Origin of the sequence: Solwaraspora sp. WMMA2080 (genome assembly GCF_027497395.1) — a bacterium.
In the GTDB taxonomy this organism is placed as follows: Bacteria; Actinomycetota; Actinomycetes; order Mycobacteriales; family Micromonosporaceae; genus Micromonospora_E.
Genome location: NZ_CP114910.1, coordinates 676624 through 694910 on the forward strand (window position 1 = coordinate 676624; position 18287 = coordinate 694910).

Sequence of the window (18287 nt, forward strand, 5' to 3'; positions counted from 1 at the left end):
GCCGCTATCTTCGTCGATCGGTCCGATGTGCACCACCGGGCATCCGCCGGTACACCGGGGCGAGTCGGCGGTGCAGTTCCCGGTAGACGTCGAAGAGTTCGTCGTAGCGGACGCGGTGCGCCGCCGTCGGGGCGAACACCTGGTCGGTCCGCAGCAACGCCGGGATCTGCCCGAACGTCAGCTGCCCGGTGCCGACCGCGCCGATCCAGCCGGCGCCACGGGCGTTGACCGCGACCGGGTCCGGGTCCCGACGCACCTCGACGCCGAGCACGTCGGCGAAGATCTGGCACCAGGCCGTCGACCGGGCACCGCCACCGGTGACAGTCAACGAGGTCACCGGGGTGCCGAGGAACCGGTCGACCGCCGCCGACAGCCACCGGGTGTTCAACGCGACGCCTTCGAAGACGGCCCGCAACAGATCGGACCGGTTGGTGTCGAGCGAGATGTTGACGAACGCGGCACGCAGGTCCGGATCGTCGACCGGGGCGCGTTCGCCGTACAGCCACGGCAGGTAGAGCACCCCGTTCGCGCCGGCCGGCACGGTCGGCAGGATCGCGTCGAACGCGTCGAAGATCGACGTCTCGTCGGTGGCGAGGCGGCCGGCACCGACCAGCGGATCGTCGTACTCGACGATCTTGTCCTTGAGCCAGGTCAGGTTCGCCCCGGCGGTGGCCTGCAGCGCGGTCATCAGGTACCGGTCGCCGATCGCGCACGGCACGGCGGCGATCTGCGCGACCGGGTCGGTCTTCTTGCGCCGCACGTGCGCCGCGATCCACGACGAGGTACCCAGGTACAGGTGCGGGTCGTCGTCGGCGGTGGTGCCGGCGCCGATCGCCGCCGCCGTGGTGTCGATCGCCCCGGCCACCACCTGGACGGTCGGCGGCAGACCGAGGTGGGCGGCGGCGTCCGGGCACAGCGTGCCGATCACCTCGGTGCAGGCCACGATCGGCGGCAGTTTGTCCGCGTCGATGCCGCAGTCGGCGACCAGGGCGGGGGAGTAGCGGACCCGGTCGGGTCGGCGGTTGTCCGTCACCCACGAGGTGAGGATCGAGTCGACCGTGGCCACCGTACGGCCGGTCAGCTTGAGGTTGATCCAGTCCAGCGCGTTGAGGAAGGTCGCGGTCCGCGCGTACACCTGCGGCATGGTGTCGCGGACCAGCAGCATGTGTGCGGCCGGGTCCTTACCGGTGGCGGACGGCATCCCGCCGGTCAGCCGCAGCCAGCGGACGATCCGGCGGACCGACATTCCGCCGTACGCCGGAAAGCCGCCGAACTGCCGACGCAGGTGCGCCGCACCGCGCATGTCCAACCAGGTGATACAGCGGGTGAGGGGTTCACCGGCGGCGTCCACCGCGATGGTCCCCTCACCCTGCGCGGACGAGCAGACGGTGGTGACCGCCCGCAGGTGTTCCGGATGAGCCCGGCCGAGTTCGGCGACCACCTCGGCGAGCGCCCGCCACCAGTCGTGCGGGTCCTGCTCGGCACCGCCGCCGGGCAGCACCACCAGCGGCACCGGCCGCTGAGCCCAGCCGGTCACCGTGCCGTCCACTGCGACCAGCGCCGCCTTCATCCCGGAGGTGCCCAGGTCGATCGCGAGAACCTGCGGGGGCGTGGCCGGCACCGGGTCAGACCCCTTCCACCTGCGCGAACACCCGGTCGAAACGGTCCAGCGCGGAGTCGATCACCTCGTCGGTGTCGGCCATCGAGGTGTACATCCGGGAGCCGGCCAGGGTGACGACACCGTGCGCCGTGTACGCCGCACCCATCTGCTCCATCAGCCGCTTGCGGGACTTGTTCTCCCTGAGCAGCTTGATCGGGTTGCGCATGTCGAGCAGCATGACGCCACTGCACTCCAGATGCACGATCGACCCCTGGTTGTAGGCCACGTACGGCAGACCGTACCGGTCGATCAGCCGCTGCAGCCCCCGGGTGAGCCGGTCCCCGGCCCGACCGGCGATCACCGGGGCGTTCGTCCGGGCCATCTCGGCGATGGCGAAGTAGCCGGCCGCGCAGGACAGTGGGTTCGCCGACAGGGTGCCGCCGACCTGGATGTGCGTCCCGCCGCGCCCGTCGAGCCCGGCGCCGAAGACGGCCATCACCTCGGCCCGCCCGCCGACGCCGCCGGCCATCGGGTAGCCGCCGGAGACCGCCTTGCCGAACACGGTCAGGTCGGGGATGACGCCGAAGTAGCCGGCCGCCCCGCCGAGCCCGACCCGGAACCCGGTGACCACCTCGTCGAAGATCAGCAGCGCGCCGAACTCGTCGCACAACGCGCGGACCCGGGCGTTGAAGTCACGTGGCACCGGTCGGGTGCCGGACTCGGGGCCGAGCGGCTCGACGATCACCGCGGCGGTGCCGCCGCGGACCCGGTTCTCGATCAGTTTGCGGCGCAACGCGCCGAGATCGTGCGGGAACGCCTCCCGGGTGTTGGCGGTGGCGCCGAACGGGATGCCCTTGGCGTTCATCCGGTACGTGCCGGGCACTCGCAGCCCGTACACCATCGTGTCGGACCAGCCGTGGTAGGCGCCGCCGACCTTGATCACCATGTGCTTGCCGGTGAAGGCGCGGGCACCCCGGACCGCCGCCATCACCGCCTCGGTGCCGGAGCCGAGCGACCGGTACATCTCGATGTGCGGCAGGTACCGGTGGATGATCTCGGCGAGCTTCAGCTCGTACTCGTGGAACAGCCCGGTCACCGGCCCCGACTCCTTCACCACCGCGGCAACCTGCTCGTTGACCGGGCCGTAGTTGCTGCCCAGGATCGTCGGGCCACCGGCCTGCAGGAAGTCGATGTAGGTGTTGCCGTCGCGGTCGGTCAGGTAGGCGCCGTCGGCCGCGTCAATCGCCAACGGGAACGGGTAGTTGAAGGCCAGGTTGTGCTGCACCCCGCCCGGGATGCGGCGTTTTGCCCGTTCGGTGATCTCCTTGCTGGCCCGGCACCGGTCGTTGAAGTAGCCGAGCACGTCGAGCATCGCGTCGTGACGCAACCCGCGTACCGGCTGAGCGACCAGGGCCTTGAGCCGGCGCATCGTGTCGTCGACGTCGAGGTACTCGGTGATCGCGTAGCCGAGTCGCGCGGACTCGCTGCCCGGGGTCTGCACGGTGGTGGTGTCGGCGACCGGCGGCCCGGCGGCGGCGATCGCCGCCGCCACCGCGTCCGCACTGGGCAGTTGCTCATCTGCGGGCACCCGCACCGGCGGAACCGCCTCGGTGATCTGCGCGGCGATCCGCTTCTCATCGGCGCGCAGCTTGGTGAACGCGACCTCCCGGACCGCGGTCGGGATGGTGTAGACCTTGCCGGCTTCGCTGGTCAACGCCAGGAGATAGGCGATCGACACTTTCTCCAGCAGTGCCATGTTGAACACCGCGCGGTCCGGTTCGGTCCCCAGCGCGACGACCCCGTGGTTGGCGATGATGAACGCGTTGTCGCCGCTAGCCACCTTCTTCTGCACGTTGCGGGCCAGCATCCCGGTGCCGGACGGGGCGTAGTCGACGATCGCCACCTCGCGGCCGAGGAAGCGCACCTGCTCGTCGGTGAGCGCAGGGATCGGACGGCGCAGGAACGCCAGGGCCGAGGCGTACGGCTGGTGGGTGTGCACGATCGCGTTGACGTCGGGCCGCTGCCGGTAGATGTTGGCGTGCATCCCGGCCTCGATCGATGGCGCGAGGTCACTACCGGTGCCGTCGGGTACGTGCGTACCGTCGAAGTCGACCAGGCAGACGTCCTCGATCCGCATCCGGTCGTAGTCGTAGTTGCTCGGCGTGACGGCGTACAGCCGGTGCCCCGGAACCCGGACCGACACGTTGCCCTCGGTGGCCTTCAGATAGCCCCGGTCCAGCATGGTTCGACACATCTCGACGACGTGTCGGCGGGAAGTGTGGTGGTCCATGGCGGGTCCTCCGGTCCTCCGGGGTACGCGGCGAAGAACCTATCCTCGCTGCCGGCCGGCGCTGGGACACCGTCCCGCCGGCAGCGGAAAACAGCGACCGGATTGTCACCATGTGACAATCCTCGCCTGCGTACGCTGCCGTCTACCCGCTGCTCTGGGCCGGATTCCCCGACCGGATTGTCGCCAAGTGACAGGATGGCGGGGTGCCCGTCCGTCCGGTGACCGTCACCCCCTGGCAGCGGCTACCCGTCGAGCTGGCCCCGGCAATGCGGCCCCGGCTGGCGGCGGTGGTCGACACGGTGGCCGCCGCGGTGACCGAACTGACCCCTGAGTTCGTCGGGATCGACGACCCGAAACTCCAGGCCGACGTCCGGACCGCGGTCGACGTGGCCCTCCAGCGTTTCCTGGATCTGGTCGGCACCACCGAGCCGGCGTTGCCGCCCCGGGTGCGGGAGGTCTTCGTCGCGCTCGGCGCGGCCGAGGCCCGGGAGGACCGTGGCCCCCAGGCACTGCTCGCCGCCCTGCGGGTGGCCGGCCGACTGCTGCTGCGTCAGGTCGGTCAGGCGCTCGCCACGGTGCGACCGGTCGACGCCGAGGCCCTTGCCGACTGCGCCGACGCGGTCACCGGCTTCGTCGACGATTTGGCTGCGGCCGGCACCGACGGGTTCGCCCGCCAGCTGCGCGAACAGTCCGGTGAGGGCGACCGGGCCCGCCGGCAGCTCGGCGAACTGCTGCTGGTCGGCGGAGCCGGCGCCGCCACCGTCGCGGCGGCCGCCGCCCGGGCCGGCTGGCGGGACCTGGCCACCGTGCTGCCGGTCGTGCTGCCGGCCCGGCAGGCCCGCGACGCACGGTTCCGGTTCGGTACCGACGGGATCGTGGTCGACCGGGGCCGCGACGCCGTACTGCTGCTGCGCGCCGGCCCCCGGACCACCCGACCGGCGCTGGCCGACGCACTGCGCGGCTGGCGGGCCACGGTGGGCCCGGCGTTGCCCTGGCCGCAGGTGCCCCAGGCGGTACGACTTGCCGAGCTCGCGGCGACCGTCGTCCGGACCGGCGGAGCCGACCAGGGCGGTCCCGTCGACCGTACCGCCGTCTTCGCCGAGGACCACCTCACCGTGCTGGCGCTGCACGGCCAGCCCGACGCGCTGGCGGTGCTGACCGGCCGCCGGCTGGCGCCCTTCGCCGCGCTGCCGCCCGCCCAGCGCGACGGACTGCTGCGTACGCTGCACAGCTGGCTGCGGCACTGGGGGTCCAGGTCGGCGGTCGCCGCCGACCTGTTCATCCATCCCCAGACCGTCAGCTACCGGCTCAGGCGGCTGCGGACGCTGCTCGGCGGCGACCTGGACGACCCGGACCGACGGTTCGAGCTGCTGGTGGTGCTCGCCGCCGCTGACCCCCGCTGACCGGTCCTGCGCCGGCCGGTCGGTGGTAGCGGCGCTGCCGCCACGCCGACTCGCGGGCCTCGTGGGTCAGCCGCTCGTGCATCGACGCCTCCCGCAGCCGCCGGCGGGACTTCCGCAGCAGCACCAGCTCGGCCAGGACCAGGCCGACGCACACCACGGCCAGCAGCGCGGTACCAGCCAGCGCCGGCGCCCGGGCGGCGACCGGAACGAGCCCGACCAGCACACCGACGACCGCGACCCGGGTGACGGTGACCGTGCCGAGCATCCGGGCCTGGAACCCCACCTGGGCGACAAAGAACAACGTGGCGTGGAACGCCTGCAGCGCGGCCGGCGCGACCAGGTCGAAGTGTGACCACCACAGGGCGGCGGCGACCGCCACCGCGAAGGTCGCGCCGCCACCCGCCGGCCAGGTGACCGGCCGGGCGATCAGGTCGCTGCCGACGCCGACCGACACGATCAGTTCGGCCAGCGCGATCATCAGGATGAGTTCGAACCGCTCCACCCAGTGGTTGGCCGCCCGCACCGCCCATCCCCAGGTGGTCAGCAGGTATCCGGCGGCGTACTCGACCGTCAGCGCGGCCAGCCAACAGCCGACCTGCAACGCGAACACGACGTTCGACGACAGACCCAGGTACGGCAGCAGGTGCAGGCCCCGGACGACCAGGTAGCAGCCGGCCATCAGCAGCGGACCGGGCAGGCCGCTCGGCTTGTCGGTGAACGCCTGCGGGATGGTCAGCGCGGCGGTGAAGACCGCTGCCATCGCCGCGAACATCACCAGCGGGGCGATGCCCTCCCGAGCCGGATTCGGTTGGCGAGCATCAGGTGTGAACACCACGCCCACCACAGCAGCGCCAGGATCAGCATCCCGGCGACGAGACCCTGGCCGGTGAGGTCACCCGGGCGTTGTTGTAGAACGCGAAGACGAAGACCAGGTCGAAGAAGATCTCCAGCCGGTCGACCCGGGCGCCGGGACGGACCGAGCGCAGCCCGCCGCGCGCCGGCCGGGTCTCGTCCATGCCTGCCTCCGCAGCGGCCTCGCGGTACCTGCGTCCGGACGTACCGACCCAGACCCGTCGGTGTGCGCTTGTTCACCTACGGTGATCGTAGTTCGTTGACGGGTGGCGGACCGAAAATCGACGCCGGGCAGTGGTCGGGCCGCCGTCGGCCCGGGCCGGCTGACAGCTGATACGGACTGGAAAACCCGGAAATGGCCCGATGGATCTCGTCGCTGTGCACCAGTGCGATCATCCCGTGGCACTGTCTGGACTCGATGATCCCACTTATAGTTGCCGTGCCAGCATTCGTGTTCGCGGGCGCGCCTGTCCGGTGTGTCCGTCATCTCGCTGAAGGGTCGTGCAAATGACGGCAACTATCGGACAGTCGGGCGATGTACGAGCCGATGTGGAAAACGCCAACATCGCCCGAATCTACGACTATTACCTTGGTGGACTGTACAACTTCGCGATCGACCGTGAGCGGGCCGAACGCATCAAGCTGATGCTGCCCAGCGTCGACCTGCTCGCCCGGAGCAACCGCGACTGGCTGCGCCGTTCGGTGCGCTACCTGGTCGGCCGGGGCGTGCGGCAGCTCATCGACATCGCCTCAGGACTGCCGACGGTCGGCAACACGCACGAGGTGGCGCACGCCCTGGATCCGCAGGCCCGGGTGATCTACGTGGACAACGACCATTCGGCTGTCGTCCATGGTGACGACATCCTCGCCACGGAACCGCTGGTGGCGATGGCTGAGGTCGATGGCAAGTACCCCGACCAGGTGTGGTCGCATCCGGCGGTCCGCGAGCTGATCGACCTGTCGCAGCCGGTCGGCATCGTCCTCGGCGGGCTGCTCGTCTTCGTGCAGGACGACGAGGATCCGGCCGGGCTCGTCGCGGCCTACCGGGACGCGCTTGCACCGGGCAGCTACATCGCGATGTCGCACCTCAGCGCGGACACCGCGGACGAGGAGACCCGTGGGCAGGTGGACCGGATGGTCGCCGCCTACCGGGCCGGCGTCGGCGCGAACCTCTACGTCCGGGACAAGGCCACCATCACCTCCTGGTTCGACGGGATGGAGTTGGTCGAGCCCGGCGTGACCCTGATGGCGGACTGGCGGCCCGACCCGGGTCTCGACGTGGACGCACAGACTCCGTCCCGGCAGCTCGGCTACGGCGGGATGGCCCGCGTCGGATAACCGATCCGGTATGAGCGGTTCGGTATCCTCCCCGGCTCTTGACCGGACACTTCGGACGTCGCACGCCTGGCGCAGGAGCCGACGCGACGGCGTCCGAAGGTCGGTCGGGAGCCGCCTGACGGGCAGCCGGCGGCGGCGATCGCAGCGACGGCAGGGGAGGCCCGGATGCGAACCCGATGGACGACAGCCGCTGTCACACTGGCCCTGGTCGGCGGGCTGCTCGCCGGACTACCCGGGGCGTCGTCGGCTCACGACCCCGACACACCCGCCGGCCGGTCCTCGGCCGTGGCCTTCATGGCCCAGCGGGAGCCAACCCAGCAGCTCACCGCGCTGGCGCAGGTGAACTGCAGCAACGGCCAGGCCGGCGGCTACCCATGCCGCAACGTGGACCTGATGGCCTTCCTGCCACTGAGCCAGATCGGCGGCAGCCAGGCCAACGACATCTGGGGCTGGACGGATCCGGGCACCGGCCGCGAGTACGCGATCGTCGGGCGCCGCAACGGCACCTCGTTTGTCGATGTCACCGATGCCACCGCGCCGGTGTACCTCGGCAACCTGCCGGCCTACCAGAACCGGACCGCGATCTGGCGCGACATAAAGGTCCACCGCAACCACGCCTTCGTCGTCGCCGACGTCCGTGGCCACGGAATGCAGGTGTTCGACCTGACCCGGCTGCGCGGCGTGGGTAGCCCGCAGACCTTCACTGCGGACGCGCACTACAACCGGTTCGGCAACTCGCACAACATCGCGATCAACGAGCAGACCGGATACGCGTACGCGGTGGGATCGAACACCTGCCGGGGCGGCCTGCACATGATCGACATCAGGACGCCCACATCTCCGGCCTACGCCGGATGCGTCAACCAGGACGGCTACACCCACGACACCCAGTGCGTCGTCTACCAGGGCCCGGACAGCGCCTACACCGGCCGGGAGATCTGCGTCAGCTCCAACGAGGACACCGTAACCATCGTCGACGTGACCAGCAAGGCCAGTCCTCGGCAGATCGTCCGGGCCGCGTACTCCGGCCGGCAGTACACCCATCAGGGCTGGCTCACCGACAACCACCGGTACTTCGTCCTCGACGACGAGCTGGACGAGACCCGCGCCGGTGGCGGGACGAGGACCTTCGTCTTCGACCTGTACGACCTTGACGCGCCCCGGCACATCGGTACCCATACCTCCTCGGCGGCGGCCACCGACCACAACCAGTACGTCAAGGGCAACTACAGCTACCAGGCCAACTACCGGGCCGGACTGCGCATCCTCGACCTGAGCGGCATCGCCGCCGGGACGCTGACCGAAGCTGGGTACTTCGACGTCTACCCGTCGAGCGACTCCGCCTCGATGAACGGGGCATGGAGTGTGTACCCGTACTTCGCCAGCGGAACGGTGGTGGTCAGCGGCATCGAGCAAGGGCTGTTCGTGCTCCGGCCGAACCTGCCCGCTGTCACGTCGGCCGCAGACCGGCCGGTGACCGTCGACCGCCGGATTCCGGTCTGATGACGACCTCCACCACCCGACACACGACCCCGCCGGCTGCCGCGCCGGCGGGGTCGCCGGCTGCCGCGCCGGCGGGGTCGCCGGCTGCCGCCCCGCCAGGGTCGCCGGGTGCTGCCCCGGCACCGACCGGCCGCCGACCGACCAGCCGGATCGTCACGGCCGCGACGCTGACCCTGCTGGTCGCCGCCGCCGGGTTCGTCGCCGGCCGGGCGACCGGCCCGGCTGCCGGTACGTCGGCGGTCGGCGGGTCCACCGCCGCCCACGCCGGACATGTGGTCGGCGGTCTCGGTGTCAGCCAGGACGGATACCGGCTGGATCTGCTGGATGCTCCGACCACCGCCGAGGCCGCCGCCGAGCTGGCCTTTCGGATCCTCGGCCCGGACGGTGCACCGTTGACCGGCTACCGGCGTAACCACGAGCGGGATCTGCACCTGGTCGTGGTCGGCCGGGACTTCGCCGGCTACCAGCACCTGCACCCGCAGCGGGACCCGGCCGGCACCTGGCGGGTGGGCATCACCCTGCCCGGCGGCGGCGCCTACCGGATGATCGCCGACTTCGTCCCGGCCGGTGCCGACACGTCGTTGACGCTCGGCGCGGACCTGCTGGTCACCGGCGGGTACACGATCCGCCCGGCTGCCCCGGTGGACGAAGCGACCGTCCTGGTCGACGGCTACACAGTCACCCTGGACGGCGGACTGCGTCCAGGTGAGGCCTCCCAGGTACTGGTCTGGCTCGGCCGCGACGGCGAGCCGGTGCCGGACCTGGAGCCGTATCTCAGCTCGTTCGGCCACCTCGTCGCGCTGCGCCACGGCGACCTCGGCTACCTGCACGTGCATCCGGCCCCGGCGACCAACCCGAGCTCGGTGGTGGCGTTCGCCGTCCAGGTCCCGTCGGCCGGCACCTACCAGCTGTTCTTCGAATTCCAGCACGGTCAGGTGGTGCGGACCGCAGAGTTCAGTGTCACCGCGATCTGACCAGCACCGGTCAACCTCCCGGCCCGGTCCCGCGTCTTGGCGGTGTCCGCTCGACCAGGAGGTTTCCCGTGACCGTCACCCCTAATCCGGGCAGTTCCGAACCGCTGTGGTCGGTGGGCGGCATCACCGCCGCAGTCACCGCGCTGCTGGGCGTGGTGACCGCGTTCGGCCTGCCGCTCACCGAGGCACAACAGGCCGCGGTCCTCGGCCTCGCCGCGGTCCTCGCTCCGCTCATCGTCGCGCTGGTAGGCCGTGCCCGGGTGTACGCGCCGGCGACCGTCGAACGACTGGTCGGTGAGACCGCCCCGGAGGCCGACAGGTGAGCCGTTCCGGTACCTGCCGGCGCCGGCGCCGTCGGCGACCGCGAGAACACGCTCCGGCGGATGGTGGACAATCGGCCGGTGCCGTGACGCGGTGGGAGGTGGCGGGTGCGGATCCTGCTGGTCGACAACTACGACTCCTACACGTACAACCTCTTCCAGCTGCTCGCGGCGGTCGCCGGCAGCGAGCCGACCGTGCTGGCCAACGACGACCCCCGGCTCGCCGCCGTCGACCAGATCGCCGCGCAGTGCGTGGTGATCTCGCCCGGCCCAGGTCGGCCGCACCGGGTGACCGACCTCGGCTGGGGGTGGGAATTGCTCGACCGTCGGCGTGATCTGCCGGTGCTCGGGGTGTGCCTCGGTCACCAGGCGATCGCGTTGCACGCCGGCGCGCGGGTCGACCAGCGACGGGCCCGGCACGGCCAGGTCGACCGGGTGCGGCACACCGGCACCGGACTGTTCGCCGGCATACCCCAGGGTTTCGCGGCGGTCCGGTACCACTCGCTGCAGGTGACCGAACCGGTGCCGGCGGACCTCATGGTGAGCGCGAGGGCCGCCGACGGCACGGTGATGGCGGTGACGCACCGTCGGTTGCCCCGCTGGGGTGTGCAGTTCCATCCGGAGTCGATCGGCACCGAACACGGCGCCCGGTTGGTCGGCAACTTCCTGGCCCTGGCGCGGGCCGTCGGGCCAGCCACCGCCACTGATACCGCCACCGTCCGTCCGGTGACGGCCGGGCCGCGCCGCGCCGCCACCGCGTCGGTGACAACCCGGCAGCCGGCCCCTGACCCTGCGGCTGCCGACCCCGGCTGGCGGTGCGACGTGACGGTCGTCGACACGGAGATCGACACCGAGGCGGCCTTCCTGGAGCTGTACGCCGACGCACAGTACGCGTACTGGCTCGACGGCGCCGACGTCGCGGCCGGGCGTTCCCGGTTCTCCTTCCTCGGTGACGCCGACGGACCGCTGGCCGAGGTGCTCAGCTACCGGGTCGGCAGCGGCCGGGTCGAGGTGCGCCGGCCGGCCCGTCCGGTCGAGCAGGAGCCCGGCGGCATACTCGACGTGCTGCGCCAGCGGTTGGCGCGGCGGCGGATGCCCCCAGCCGAGCTGCCGTTCGACTTCGCCGGCGGCTACGTCGGCTATCTCGGCTACGAAATGAAGGCCGACTGCGCGCCCACCACCGCCCGCCGGGCCGACACCCCCGACGCGGTCTGGATCTTCGCCGACCGGCTGGTGGCCGTCGACCATTTACACCGGCGCACCTACCTGGTGGCGCTGAGCGTCGACGACGCCGGGCAGCGCGCCGCCCGGGACTGGCTGGCGGCGACGGCGACCCGGCTGCGGGTGGTGCCGTCGTCGGCGCGGCCCGGGCCGTCCGGCAAGTCGGCGGCACCGCCCGCCGGGACGGACCTGCGGCGGTGGGTGACGTCCGCCCGCGACCGCAGCCACTACCTCGCTGACGTCGACGCGGCCCGCACTCAGCTGCGCCGCGGCGAGAGCTACGAGATCTGCCTGACCAACCAGTTGCGGCTGCCACCGGTCGCGGATCCGCTGGCCTACTACCAGACGCTGCGCCGGACCAACCCCGCGCCCTACGCCGCCTACCTGCGGCTGGACGACATCGCCGTGGCCAGCTCCTCACCGGAACGGTTCCTGCGCATCCGCCCGGACGGCCGGGTCGACAGTAGCCCGGTGAAGGGCACCTCGGCCCGCGCGGACGACGCCGACGAGGACGACCGTCTACGTCGTACGCTGGCCAGCTCGCCCAAGACCCGGGCCGAGAACCTGATGATCGTCGACCTGCTCCGCAACGATCTCGGCCGGGTCTGCGAGGTCGGCTCGGTGCGCGTTCCCCGGTTCCTGGCCACCGAGACCTATTCCACCCTGCACCAACTGGTGTCCACCGTCGAAGGGCGGCTGCGTCCGTCGGTAGGCGCGGTCGACTGCGTACGGTCGTGTTTCCCCGGCGGGTCAATGACTGGTGCGCCGAAGCTGCGCACCATGGAGATCATCGACCGGCTGGAGCAGCGGGCCCGGGGGATCTACTCCGGTGCCCTCGGCTACTTCGGCCTTGGCGGTGGTGCCGATCTCAGCATCGTGATCCGTACCGCGGTGCTGACCGGCGACGGATTCACCGTCGGCACCGGCGGTGCCATCGTGCTGGACTCCGACCCGGCCGACGAGTACGACGAGACGATGCTCAAGGCACGGGCACTGCTCGTCGCGTACCGGTCGGCCACCAGGTCGGTCCAATAACGGGGTGAGCTGGACACCGGCAGCCAGGGCGATCCGCCGGCCAACGGTTGATCGTCAAGTCGCAGGCATGACCGGTCGCCGGCCGGGTATCCGGCCCAGGTGGCCCAGGACACTGCGACCCGCGTCCCCGCCGTCGACGTCGCGCTCGACGCTGACGTGGTGGTGCCCGCCCGCACCCGCGCGGTGGTGCTGTTCGCCCACGGCAGCGGCAGCTCCCGGCTCAGTCCACGCAACCGGATGGTGGCCGGCCGGCTGCACGCGACCGGCCTCGCGACCGTCCTGGCCGATCTGCTGACCAAGGAAGAGGAGCAGATCGACGCGACCACCGCCCAACTGCGCTTCGACATCGCCCTGCTCAGCCGGCGGCTGACCGCGGTGGTGGACTGGGCCGTCGAACAGCCGGAGCTCGACGGCCTACCGGTAGGGCTGTTCGGCGCCAGCACCGGCGCGGCGGCGGCGCTGAGTGCCGCCGCGTCCCGGCCGGAACGGGTCGGTGCCGTGGTGTCGCGGGGCGGTCGGCCGGACCTGGCCGGGAACGTCCTGGCCGAGGTGCGGGCACCGACCCTGCTGCTGGTCGGGGAGCTTGATCCGCAGGTCGCAGAGCTCAACGCGGCGGCTGCGGCTGCCCTGCGGGCTCCGCACGACCTGCGGGTGGTGCCAGGCGCCGGTCACCTGTTCGCCGAGCCGGGCGCGCTGGACCGGGTCGCCGCCGACGCCGCCGGATGGTTCGACACACACCTGCACTGAAGTCGCTGCTTTCTGTAGCTGACCCGTCACTTAGTCGCGCTACCGGTGAGTGACGTGCGCGCACTTGTTACGGTCGTCGACCGGTGCGACGTGCGGAGGACGGCGGCGATGATGAACGGGACCATTGCTTACCTGGTGACCGGGCTGGGATGCCTGATCGCGACGGCTGGTGTGGTGGTGGCGGCGATCGCCGTGTGGCAGACCCGGACCCGCGGCGGCAGCTCTCGAAGAAGGTCCGGTGGGGGACCGGTCGACCCGTTCCACACCGGGGACACCGACGCGCTGCGTGGCGATCCGCGTCGCCTCGGCCCCGGCGACATCGTGGAGATCCGGGCACAGTCGTACGCGGTCCGCGGCAGCCTGCACTTCGCCGAGGGCAGCTGGACCTGGAGCGAGCACTTCCTCGACGACGCGCGGGGCGACAAGCTGTGGCTCTCCGTCGAGTCCGATCCCGACCTGGAGCTGGTGTTGTGGCGGGCGGCCGGGCCCGACCTGCAACACCTGCAGCCCGGCCCGGCTGCGGTGGACGTCGCCGGGCGCCGGTACCGGCTTGACGAGTCCGGCCAGGCCCGGTTCACCAGCGTCGGGGCGACCGGGCTGGCCCCCAGCGGCTTCGTGCGCTACTTCGACTACACCGCCCCGGACAACGCCCGGCTGTCCTTCGAAGGCTTTGGCGACTCGGGCCGGTGGGAGGTCGGCTTCGGCGAGGTGCTGCACCGCGCCGAGGTGATGATCTACCCCTCCGCCGGTCAGGCACCTACCGTCGGGAAGGCCTGACATGCTGGTCGCCCTGGACGCACCGTACGTCGACACCAGCGCGGCGGAGCTCAGCTTCGCGCTGGGTCTGGCCGAGCGACCCGCCCTGCACGTGCTCGAGCTGCCGCTGCCGGGCGCCGGCGGCGGTGCCCGCTCCAGCTCCGGTTCGCAGCCGCCCGGTTCGCAGCCGGCAGGGCTGCTGCGCCTGCGGTTACTCGGGGCCTCGCACCAGGTCGTGCTGCGTACCGCCGGCCATGACCTGGTCGAGACGCTCGCCTGCCTGCCCGGTCACCCGCCCGACCTGCCGGCGGTGGTGGACGCCGATGACGGCTACCGGTTCGCCGCGCGGGCGCTTCGGCTGTCGGCCGGCGAGCTCGCCGGGCGGGCCGACCACCTCCGCCGGCAGCTGACCGGCGACCCGCATGCCCTGGTCGGCGTCTTCCCGGGCAGCCCCGACGCACTCACCGCGCTGCACGCCCGGATCGATGGTGCACGGATCAGTTGGCGCACCTGGCATGCGTACCCGCAGACAGCCGAGTTGGTCGAGACCGAGACGGTGGTGACAGTACGGTGACTTCCCGCAAGTGGATCGTCGGTGGCGTGGTCCTCGCTCTGGTGGGCGTGATCGTGTCGTGCTGCGGGCTGGCCGCCGGCACCTTCTCCGCCCGCGGCTACGTCGAGCGCAGCTACGCCCGCTCGGTGGTCGACGACATCGGCTCCGACGCCGAGGGGTACCGCTCCGACCTGCCACCGCGCCAGGTGGCGCAGCAGCTCACCCGGGCGTTCAGCCCGGCCGACCAGTACACCGTCGGTGACCGTCACTACCTGCGCTACGGCGACGACTCGGTGGTCATCCTGCCGATCGCCGCCGGCTCGCTGATCCTGCTGGAACGCATGACGACCGCGTACCCCCGGTACCGCTCCGTCGTCGGCAACTCGTGGAACTGGCAGCGCGGCAGCACGATCCGGGGCGGCGGTCCCGGCACCGGCAAGTAACCACCCCCATCCCACCACCTGGAGTTGGCACATGTTCCGCACTCTGTTCGTCGATCTGCTGCTCACCCTGGCGTACGCCGGGGTGGGTCTGGTCCTGATGGCGCTCGGCTACCTGCTGGTCGACCTGGTCACCCCGGGCAAGCTGCACGAACTCATCTGGGCGCAGCGCAACCGCAACGCGACCGTGCTGCTCGCCTCGAACCTGTTCGCGGTGGGCACCATCGTCGTGGCCGCGATCGCCGCCGGGGAGAACAGCTTCGTCACCGGCCTGGTCGGCACCGCCGGGTACGGGCTGCTCGGCCTGCTCGTGATGGCGGTGTCGTTCGTGCTGCTGGACGCGGTCACCCCGGGCCGCCTCGGGGACATTCTGGTGGACCGGGAGCCGCACCCGGCGGTCTGGGTCAGCGCGACCATCCACCTTGCCACCGGTGCCATCGTGGCGGCGGCGATCAGCTGATGTCGGCGAGCAGCTGTCGTCGGTGGTCGGTTGATGTCGGCGGTCGTGGTGCCGGCGCCGGGTGACGGTGCCGGCCCCGTCACCCGGTACGCCCGGCTGGCCCGCCCGGCGGTCCTGGCCGCGGTCTTCGTCTGCGCGGCCTGCGGCCTGGTGTACGAGTTGGCGCTGGTCGCCCTCGGCAGCTACCTGATCGGTGACACTGTCGGCCAGGCGTCGATCGTGCTGGGCGTGATGGTCTTCGCGATGGGCGTCGGCGCGTTGGCGGCCAAGCCGCTGCAGCACCGCGCGGTGGTCGCCTTCGCCGCGGTCGAGCTCACCCTGGCGCTGCTCGGCGGGTTGTCGGTGCTGGGCCTGTACGCCGCCTTTGCCTGGCTGGACCTCTACGCGCCCGCGCTGGTGGCGACCGCGTTCGTGCTGGGGCTGCTGATCGGGGCGGAGATTCCGCTGCTGATGGTCCTGCTGCAGCGGATCCGGGCGCAGTCGGCCGGTAGCGCGGTCGCCGACCTGTTCGCGGCCGACTACGTCGGTGCCCTGCTGGGCGGTCTGGCCTTCCCGTTCCTGCTGATCCCGTTCTTCGGCCAGTTGCGTGGGGCGCTGCTGGTCGGCGCGGTGAACGCGCTGGCCGGAATCCTGCTGGTCGGCACGGTCTTCCGGGGTGATCTCGGCCGGCGCGGCCGGGCCGGGGTCGTCCTGGCCGCCACCGTGGTGATGGCGACGCTGGCCGGTGCCTATCTGGTGGCGGCGGACTTCGAGGTGACCGCGCGCCAGCAGCTCTACCGGGATCCGGTGGTGCACGCCGAACGCAGCCGCTACCAGGAGATCGTCCTGACCCGGGCGGTGTCGCCGGTCGCCGACGGCTCCGATCTGCGGCTGTACCTCGACGGGGATCTGCAGTTCAGCTCGGTGGACGAGTACCGCTACCACGAGGCGTTGGTCCATCCGGCGCTGGCCGGTCGGCGGGACCGGGTGCTGCTGCTCGGCGGCGGGGACGGGCTGGCCCTGCGCGAGGTGCTGCGCTACCCCGATGTCGCCTCGGTGACGGTCGTCGAGCTGGACCAGGCGGTGGTCGCGTTGGCCCGGGCCGAGCCGGACATCCGGGCGCTCAACGGCGCGGCCTTCGACGATCCACGGGTACGCCTGGTGCACGCCGACGCGTTCGCCTGGCTGCGCGGCGCACCGGGGCTGTTCGACGCGGTCGTCGTCGATCTGCCGGACCCGGACCAGACCGCGACGGCGAAGCTCTACTCGGTGGAGTTCTACTCGCTGGTCCGGCAGGCCCTCGGCCCGCAGGGCCGGATGGTGGTGCAGGCCGGGTCCCCGTACTTCGCGCCGCGTGCCTTCTGGTGCATCGAGGCGTCGGTGCGGCATGCGGGCTGGACGACGCGGCCGTACCACGTCGATGTCCCGTCGTTCGGTGACTGGGGTTTCCTGCTCGCGGTCGCCGACGGCGAGGGGGACGGCCCGGTGCCGACGCCGCAGGTACCTGCGGAGGCGCCCACGCTGCGCTTCCTGGGCCCTGAGGTGCTGCGGGCGGCGCAGGTCTTTCCGCCGGACCGGGGTCCGGTGCCGGTCGAGCCGTCGACGCTGCTGGACCCCCGGGTGCTCACCTACAGTCGGGCGGCGTGGCGCGGCTACTGATCCACCGTGTCCGCTGGATGTGTGGACGATCACCGGCGACGGGTGAGCGGTACCACCGGCAGCCAAGCAAGCGACCGGTATTGTCGGTGGCCGGTTGGTCAGCACGAGGGGGCGCCCGATGGCGACGGGGTCGGACTGGATGACGCCGGGGGCACACCCGGTCGCGGACGGGGTGTACCGGATTCCGCTGCCGATGCCCGACGACGCGCTGCGGGCGGTCAACGTCTACGCGATCGAGGACGACGCCGGGCTGGTGCTGGTCGACGCCGGTTGGGCGGTGCCGGCCGCCCGCAAGGCTCTCGAGGCGGCGCTCGGTGACCGAGGTCACGACCTCGCCGCGATCCGCCGCTTCCTCGTCACCCACATCCACCAGGACCACTATTCGCAGGCGGTCGCGATCCGCCGGGAAACCGGGGTGCCGATCGCGCTCGGGGCGGGGGAGCGGCCCAGCCTGGAGTTCATGGCGGCCGGCACCGACGAGCCGTACGCCGCACCGCTGGCCCAGTTGCGTGCCGCCGGTGCCGCCGACCTCGCCGACCAGGTGAAGCGGTTGACCGCCGACGCGGAGCAGCCGGAACTCGACTGGCAACCGCCGGACGAGTGGCTGTCCGGTGAGCGTGAGGTGCCGTTGTCCGGCCGCCGGTTGCGGGCGTTGCCGACCCCGGGTCACACCGCCGGGCACTACGTCTTCCGTGACCCGCAGGCCGGGCTGCTCTTCGCCGGTGACCACGTGTTGCCAGGCATCACCCCGTCGGTCGGCTTCGAGGCGGTGGCGGCGCACCGCCCGCTGGGCCGGTACCTGGAGTCGCTGCGGGCGGTACGTGCGTTGCCGGACGCGCTGCTGCTGCCGGCGCACGGGCCGGTGGGCGACAGCGTCCACCGACGGGTGGACGAATTGCTGGCCCATCACCGGGACCGGTTGGCCGAGATGGCGGCCGCGGTCGGTGCCGGCGCGTGGACCGCGTACCAGGTGGCGCGGACCCTGCCCTGGACCCGACGTCGCCGGGCGCTCGACGACCTGCCGCCGTACCACCGGATGCTGGCGGTCAACGAGACGGCGTTGCATCTCGACCTGCTGGCCGAGCAGGGCCGGGTGGCGACGCACCGGATGGACGGCGTGACAGCGTACCGGCCGGTGGCCTGACCACGGGTTTACC

At 71.7% G+C, this 18287-nt stretch carries 17 protein-coding genes; 13 read left to right on the forward strand and 4 right to left on the reverse strand.

The annotated features are described in order from the left end of the window. Positions 1-4: 4 nt before the first annotated feature. Positions 5-1621 (reverse strand): FGGY-family carbohydrate kinase, encoded by a 1617-nt coding sequence (locus O7543_RS03000; RefSeq protein ID WP_281555297.1) that lies wholly within the window; start codon positions 1619-1621, stop codon positions 5-7. Between the two features lie 4 nt (positions 1622-1625). Continuing rightward, the gene (locus O7543_RS03005; protein WP_281555296.1) at positions 1626-3890 is read right to left on the reverse strand and encodes an aminotransferase class III-fold pyridoxal phosphate-dependent enzyme; all 2265 of its coding nucleotides are present in this window, start codon (positions 3888-3890) and stop codon (positions 1626-1628) included. 203 nt (positions 3891-4093) lie between these two features. Between O7543_RS03005 and O7543_RS03010 the strand changes: the two genes are divergently transcribed. Next, positions 4094-5293, forward strand: coding sequence for a helix-turn-helix domain-containing protein (locus O7543_RS03010; protein WP_281555295.1), 1200 nt, complete (start codon positions 4094-4096; stop codon positions 5291-5293). On the opposite strand, the gene O7543_RS03015 is transcribed toward O7543_RS03010, so the two are convergent. Further along, positions 5199-6125 carry a low temperature requirement protein A gene (locus tag O7543_RS03015; protein WP_281555294.1) on the reverse strand — a complete coding sequence of 309 codons (927 nt, stop codon included), beginning with the start codon at positions 6123-6125 and terminating at the stop codon, positions 5199-5201. The two genes, O7543_RS03010 and O7543_RS03015, sit on opposite strands and share 95 nt — an antisense overlap. A 25-nt stretch (positions 6126-6150) precedes the next feature. Beyond that, positions 6151-6309 carry a hypothetical protein gene (locus O7543_RS03020; RefSeq protein ID WP_281555293.1) on the reverse strand — a complete coding sequence of 53 codons (159 nt, stop codon included), beginning with the start codon at positions 6307-6309 and terminating at the stop codon, positions 6151-6153. A 385-nt stretch (positions 6310-6694) separates the two neighbouring features. Between O7543_RS03020 and O7543_RS03025 the strand changes: the two genes are divergently transcribed. The 12 genes from O7543_RS03025 (at position 6695) to O7543_RS03080 (ending at position 18274) form a co-directional block, all read left to right on the forward strand. After that, the gene (locus O7543_RS03025; protein ID WP_281555292.1) at positions 6695-7483 is read left to right on the forward strand and encodes an SAM-dependent methyltransferase; all 789 of its coding nucleotides are present in this window, start codon (positions 6695-6697) and stop codon (positions 7481-7483) included. A 165-nt stretch (positions 7484-7648) separates the two neighbouring features. After that, on the forward strand, positions 7649-8986 hold the full coding sequence (locus tag O7543_RS03030) for a choice-of-anchor B family protein (protein WP_281555291.1): 1338 nt from the start codon (positions 7649-7651) through the stop codon (positions 8984-8986). After that, positions 8986-9960: a hypothetical protein gene (locus O7543_RS03035; protein ID WP_281555290.1), complete on the forward strand. Its 975-nt coding sequence runs from the start codon at positions 8986-8988 to the stop codon at positions 9958-9960. Before O7543_RS03030 ends, O7543_RS03035 begins: the two co-directional genes overlap by 1 nt. Positions 9961-10028: 68 nt before the next feature. Further along, on the forward strand, positions 10029-10283 hold the full coding sequence (locus tag O7543_RS03040; protein ID WP_281555289.1) for a hypothetical protein: 255 nt from the start codon (positions 10029-10031) through the stop codon (positions 10281-10283). Between the two features lie 105 nt (positions 10284-10388). Continuing rightward, positions 10389-12536: an aminodeoxychorismate synthase component I gene (gene pabB / locus O7543_RS03045; RefSeq protein ID WP_281555288.1), complete on the forward strand. Its 2148-nt coding sequence runs from the start codon at positions 10389-10391 to the stop codon at positions 12534-12536. Positions 12537-12635: 99 nt separating this feature from the next. Next, positions 12636-13283 (forward strand): dienelactone hydrolase family protein, encoded by a 648-nt coding sequence (locus O7543_RS03050; RefSeq protein WP_281555287.1) that lies wholly within the window; start codon positions 12636-12638, stop codon positions 13281-13283. A 111-nt stretch (positions 13284-13394) separates the two neighbouring features. Then, positions 13395-14060, forward strand: coding sequence for a DUF4178 domain-containing protein (locus O7543_RS03055; RefSeq protein ID WP_281555601.1), 666 nt, complete (start codon positions 13395-13397; stop codon positions 14058-14060). A gap of 1 nt (position 14061) precedes the next feature. Further along, positions 14062-14613 (forward strand): DUF2617 family protein, encoded by a 552-nt coding sequence (locus O7543_RS03060; protein ID WP_281555286.1) that lies wholly within the window; start codon positions 14062-14064, stop codon positions 14611-14613. Further along, a complete protein-coding gene (locus O7543_RS03065; protein WP_123602249.1) occupies positions 14610-15035 on the forward strand; it encodes a DUF4247 domain-containing protein in 426 nt (141 codons plus the stop codon). The genes O7543_RS03060 and O7543_RS03065 overlap by 4 nt, the downstream gene beginning before the upstream one ends. Positions 15036-15066: 31 nt before the next feature. Continuing rightward, a complete protein-coding gene (locus O7543_RS03070) occupies positions 15067-15492 on the forward strand; it encodes a DUF350 domain-containing protein (RefSeq protein ID WP_123602248.1) in 426 nt (141 codons plus the stop codon). A 33-nt stretch (positions 15493-15525) separates the two neighbouring features. Then, on the forward strand, positions 15526-17130 hold the full coding sequence (locus O7543_RS03075) for a polyamine aminopropyltransferase (RefSeq protein ID WP_281555285.1): 1605 nt from the start codon (positions 15526-15528) through the stop codon (positions 17128-17130). Positions 17131-17248: 118 nt separating this feature from the next. After that, positions 17249-18274, forward strand: a complete 1026-nt coding sequence (locus O7543_RS03080) for an MBL fold metallo-hydrolase (RefSeq protein ID WP_281555284.1) — start codon at positions 17249-17251, stop codon at positions 18272-18274. Positions 18275-18287: the final 13 nt, after the last annotated feature.

What these genes read in the sequence shown, in the direction of transcription:
- O7543_RS03075 (WP_281555285.1), top strand. Translation starts at nt 15,526, where the DNA reads ATGTCGGCGGTCGTGGTGCCGGCGCCGGGTGACGGTGCCGGCCCCGTC.
- O7543_RS03020 (WP_281555293.1), bottom strand. Translation starts at nt 6,309, where the DNA reads ATGGACGAGACCCGGCCGGCGCGCGGCGGGCTGCGCTCGGTCCGTCCC.
- O7543_RS03080 (WP_281555284.1), top strand. Translation starts at nt 17,249, where the DNA reads ATGGCGACGGGGTCGGACTGGATGACGCCGGGGGCACACCCGGTCGCG.
- O7543_RS03070 (WP_123602248.1), top strand. Translation starts at nt 15,067, where the DNA reads ATGTTCCGCACTCTGTTCGTCGATCTGCTGCTCACCCTGGCGTACGCC.
- O7543_RS03030 (WP_281555291.1), top strand. Translation starts at nt 7,649, where the DNA reads ATGCGAACCCGATGGACGACAGCCGCTGTCACACTGGCCCTGGTCGGC.
- O7543_RS03035 (WP_281555290.1), top strand. Translation starts at nt 8,986, where the DNA reads ATGACGACCTCCACCACCCGACACACGACCCCGCCGGCTGCCGCGCCG.
- O7543_RS03005 (WP_281555296.1), bottom strand. Translation starts at nt 3,890, where the DNA reads ATGGACCACCACACTTCCCGCCGACACGTCGTCGAGATGTGTCGAACC.
- O7543_RS03060 (WP_281555286.1), top strand. Translation starts at nt 14,062, where the DNA reads ATGCTGGTCGCCCTGGACGCACCGTACGTCGACACCAGCGCGGCGGAG.
- O7543_RS03055 (WP_281555601.1), top strand. Translation starts at nt 13,395, where the DNA reads ATGAACGGGACCATTGCTTACCTGGTGACCGGGCTGGGATGCCTGATC.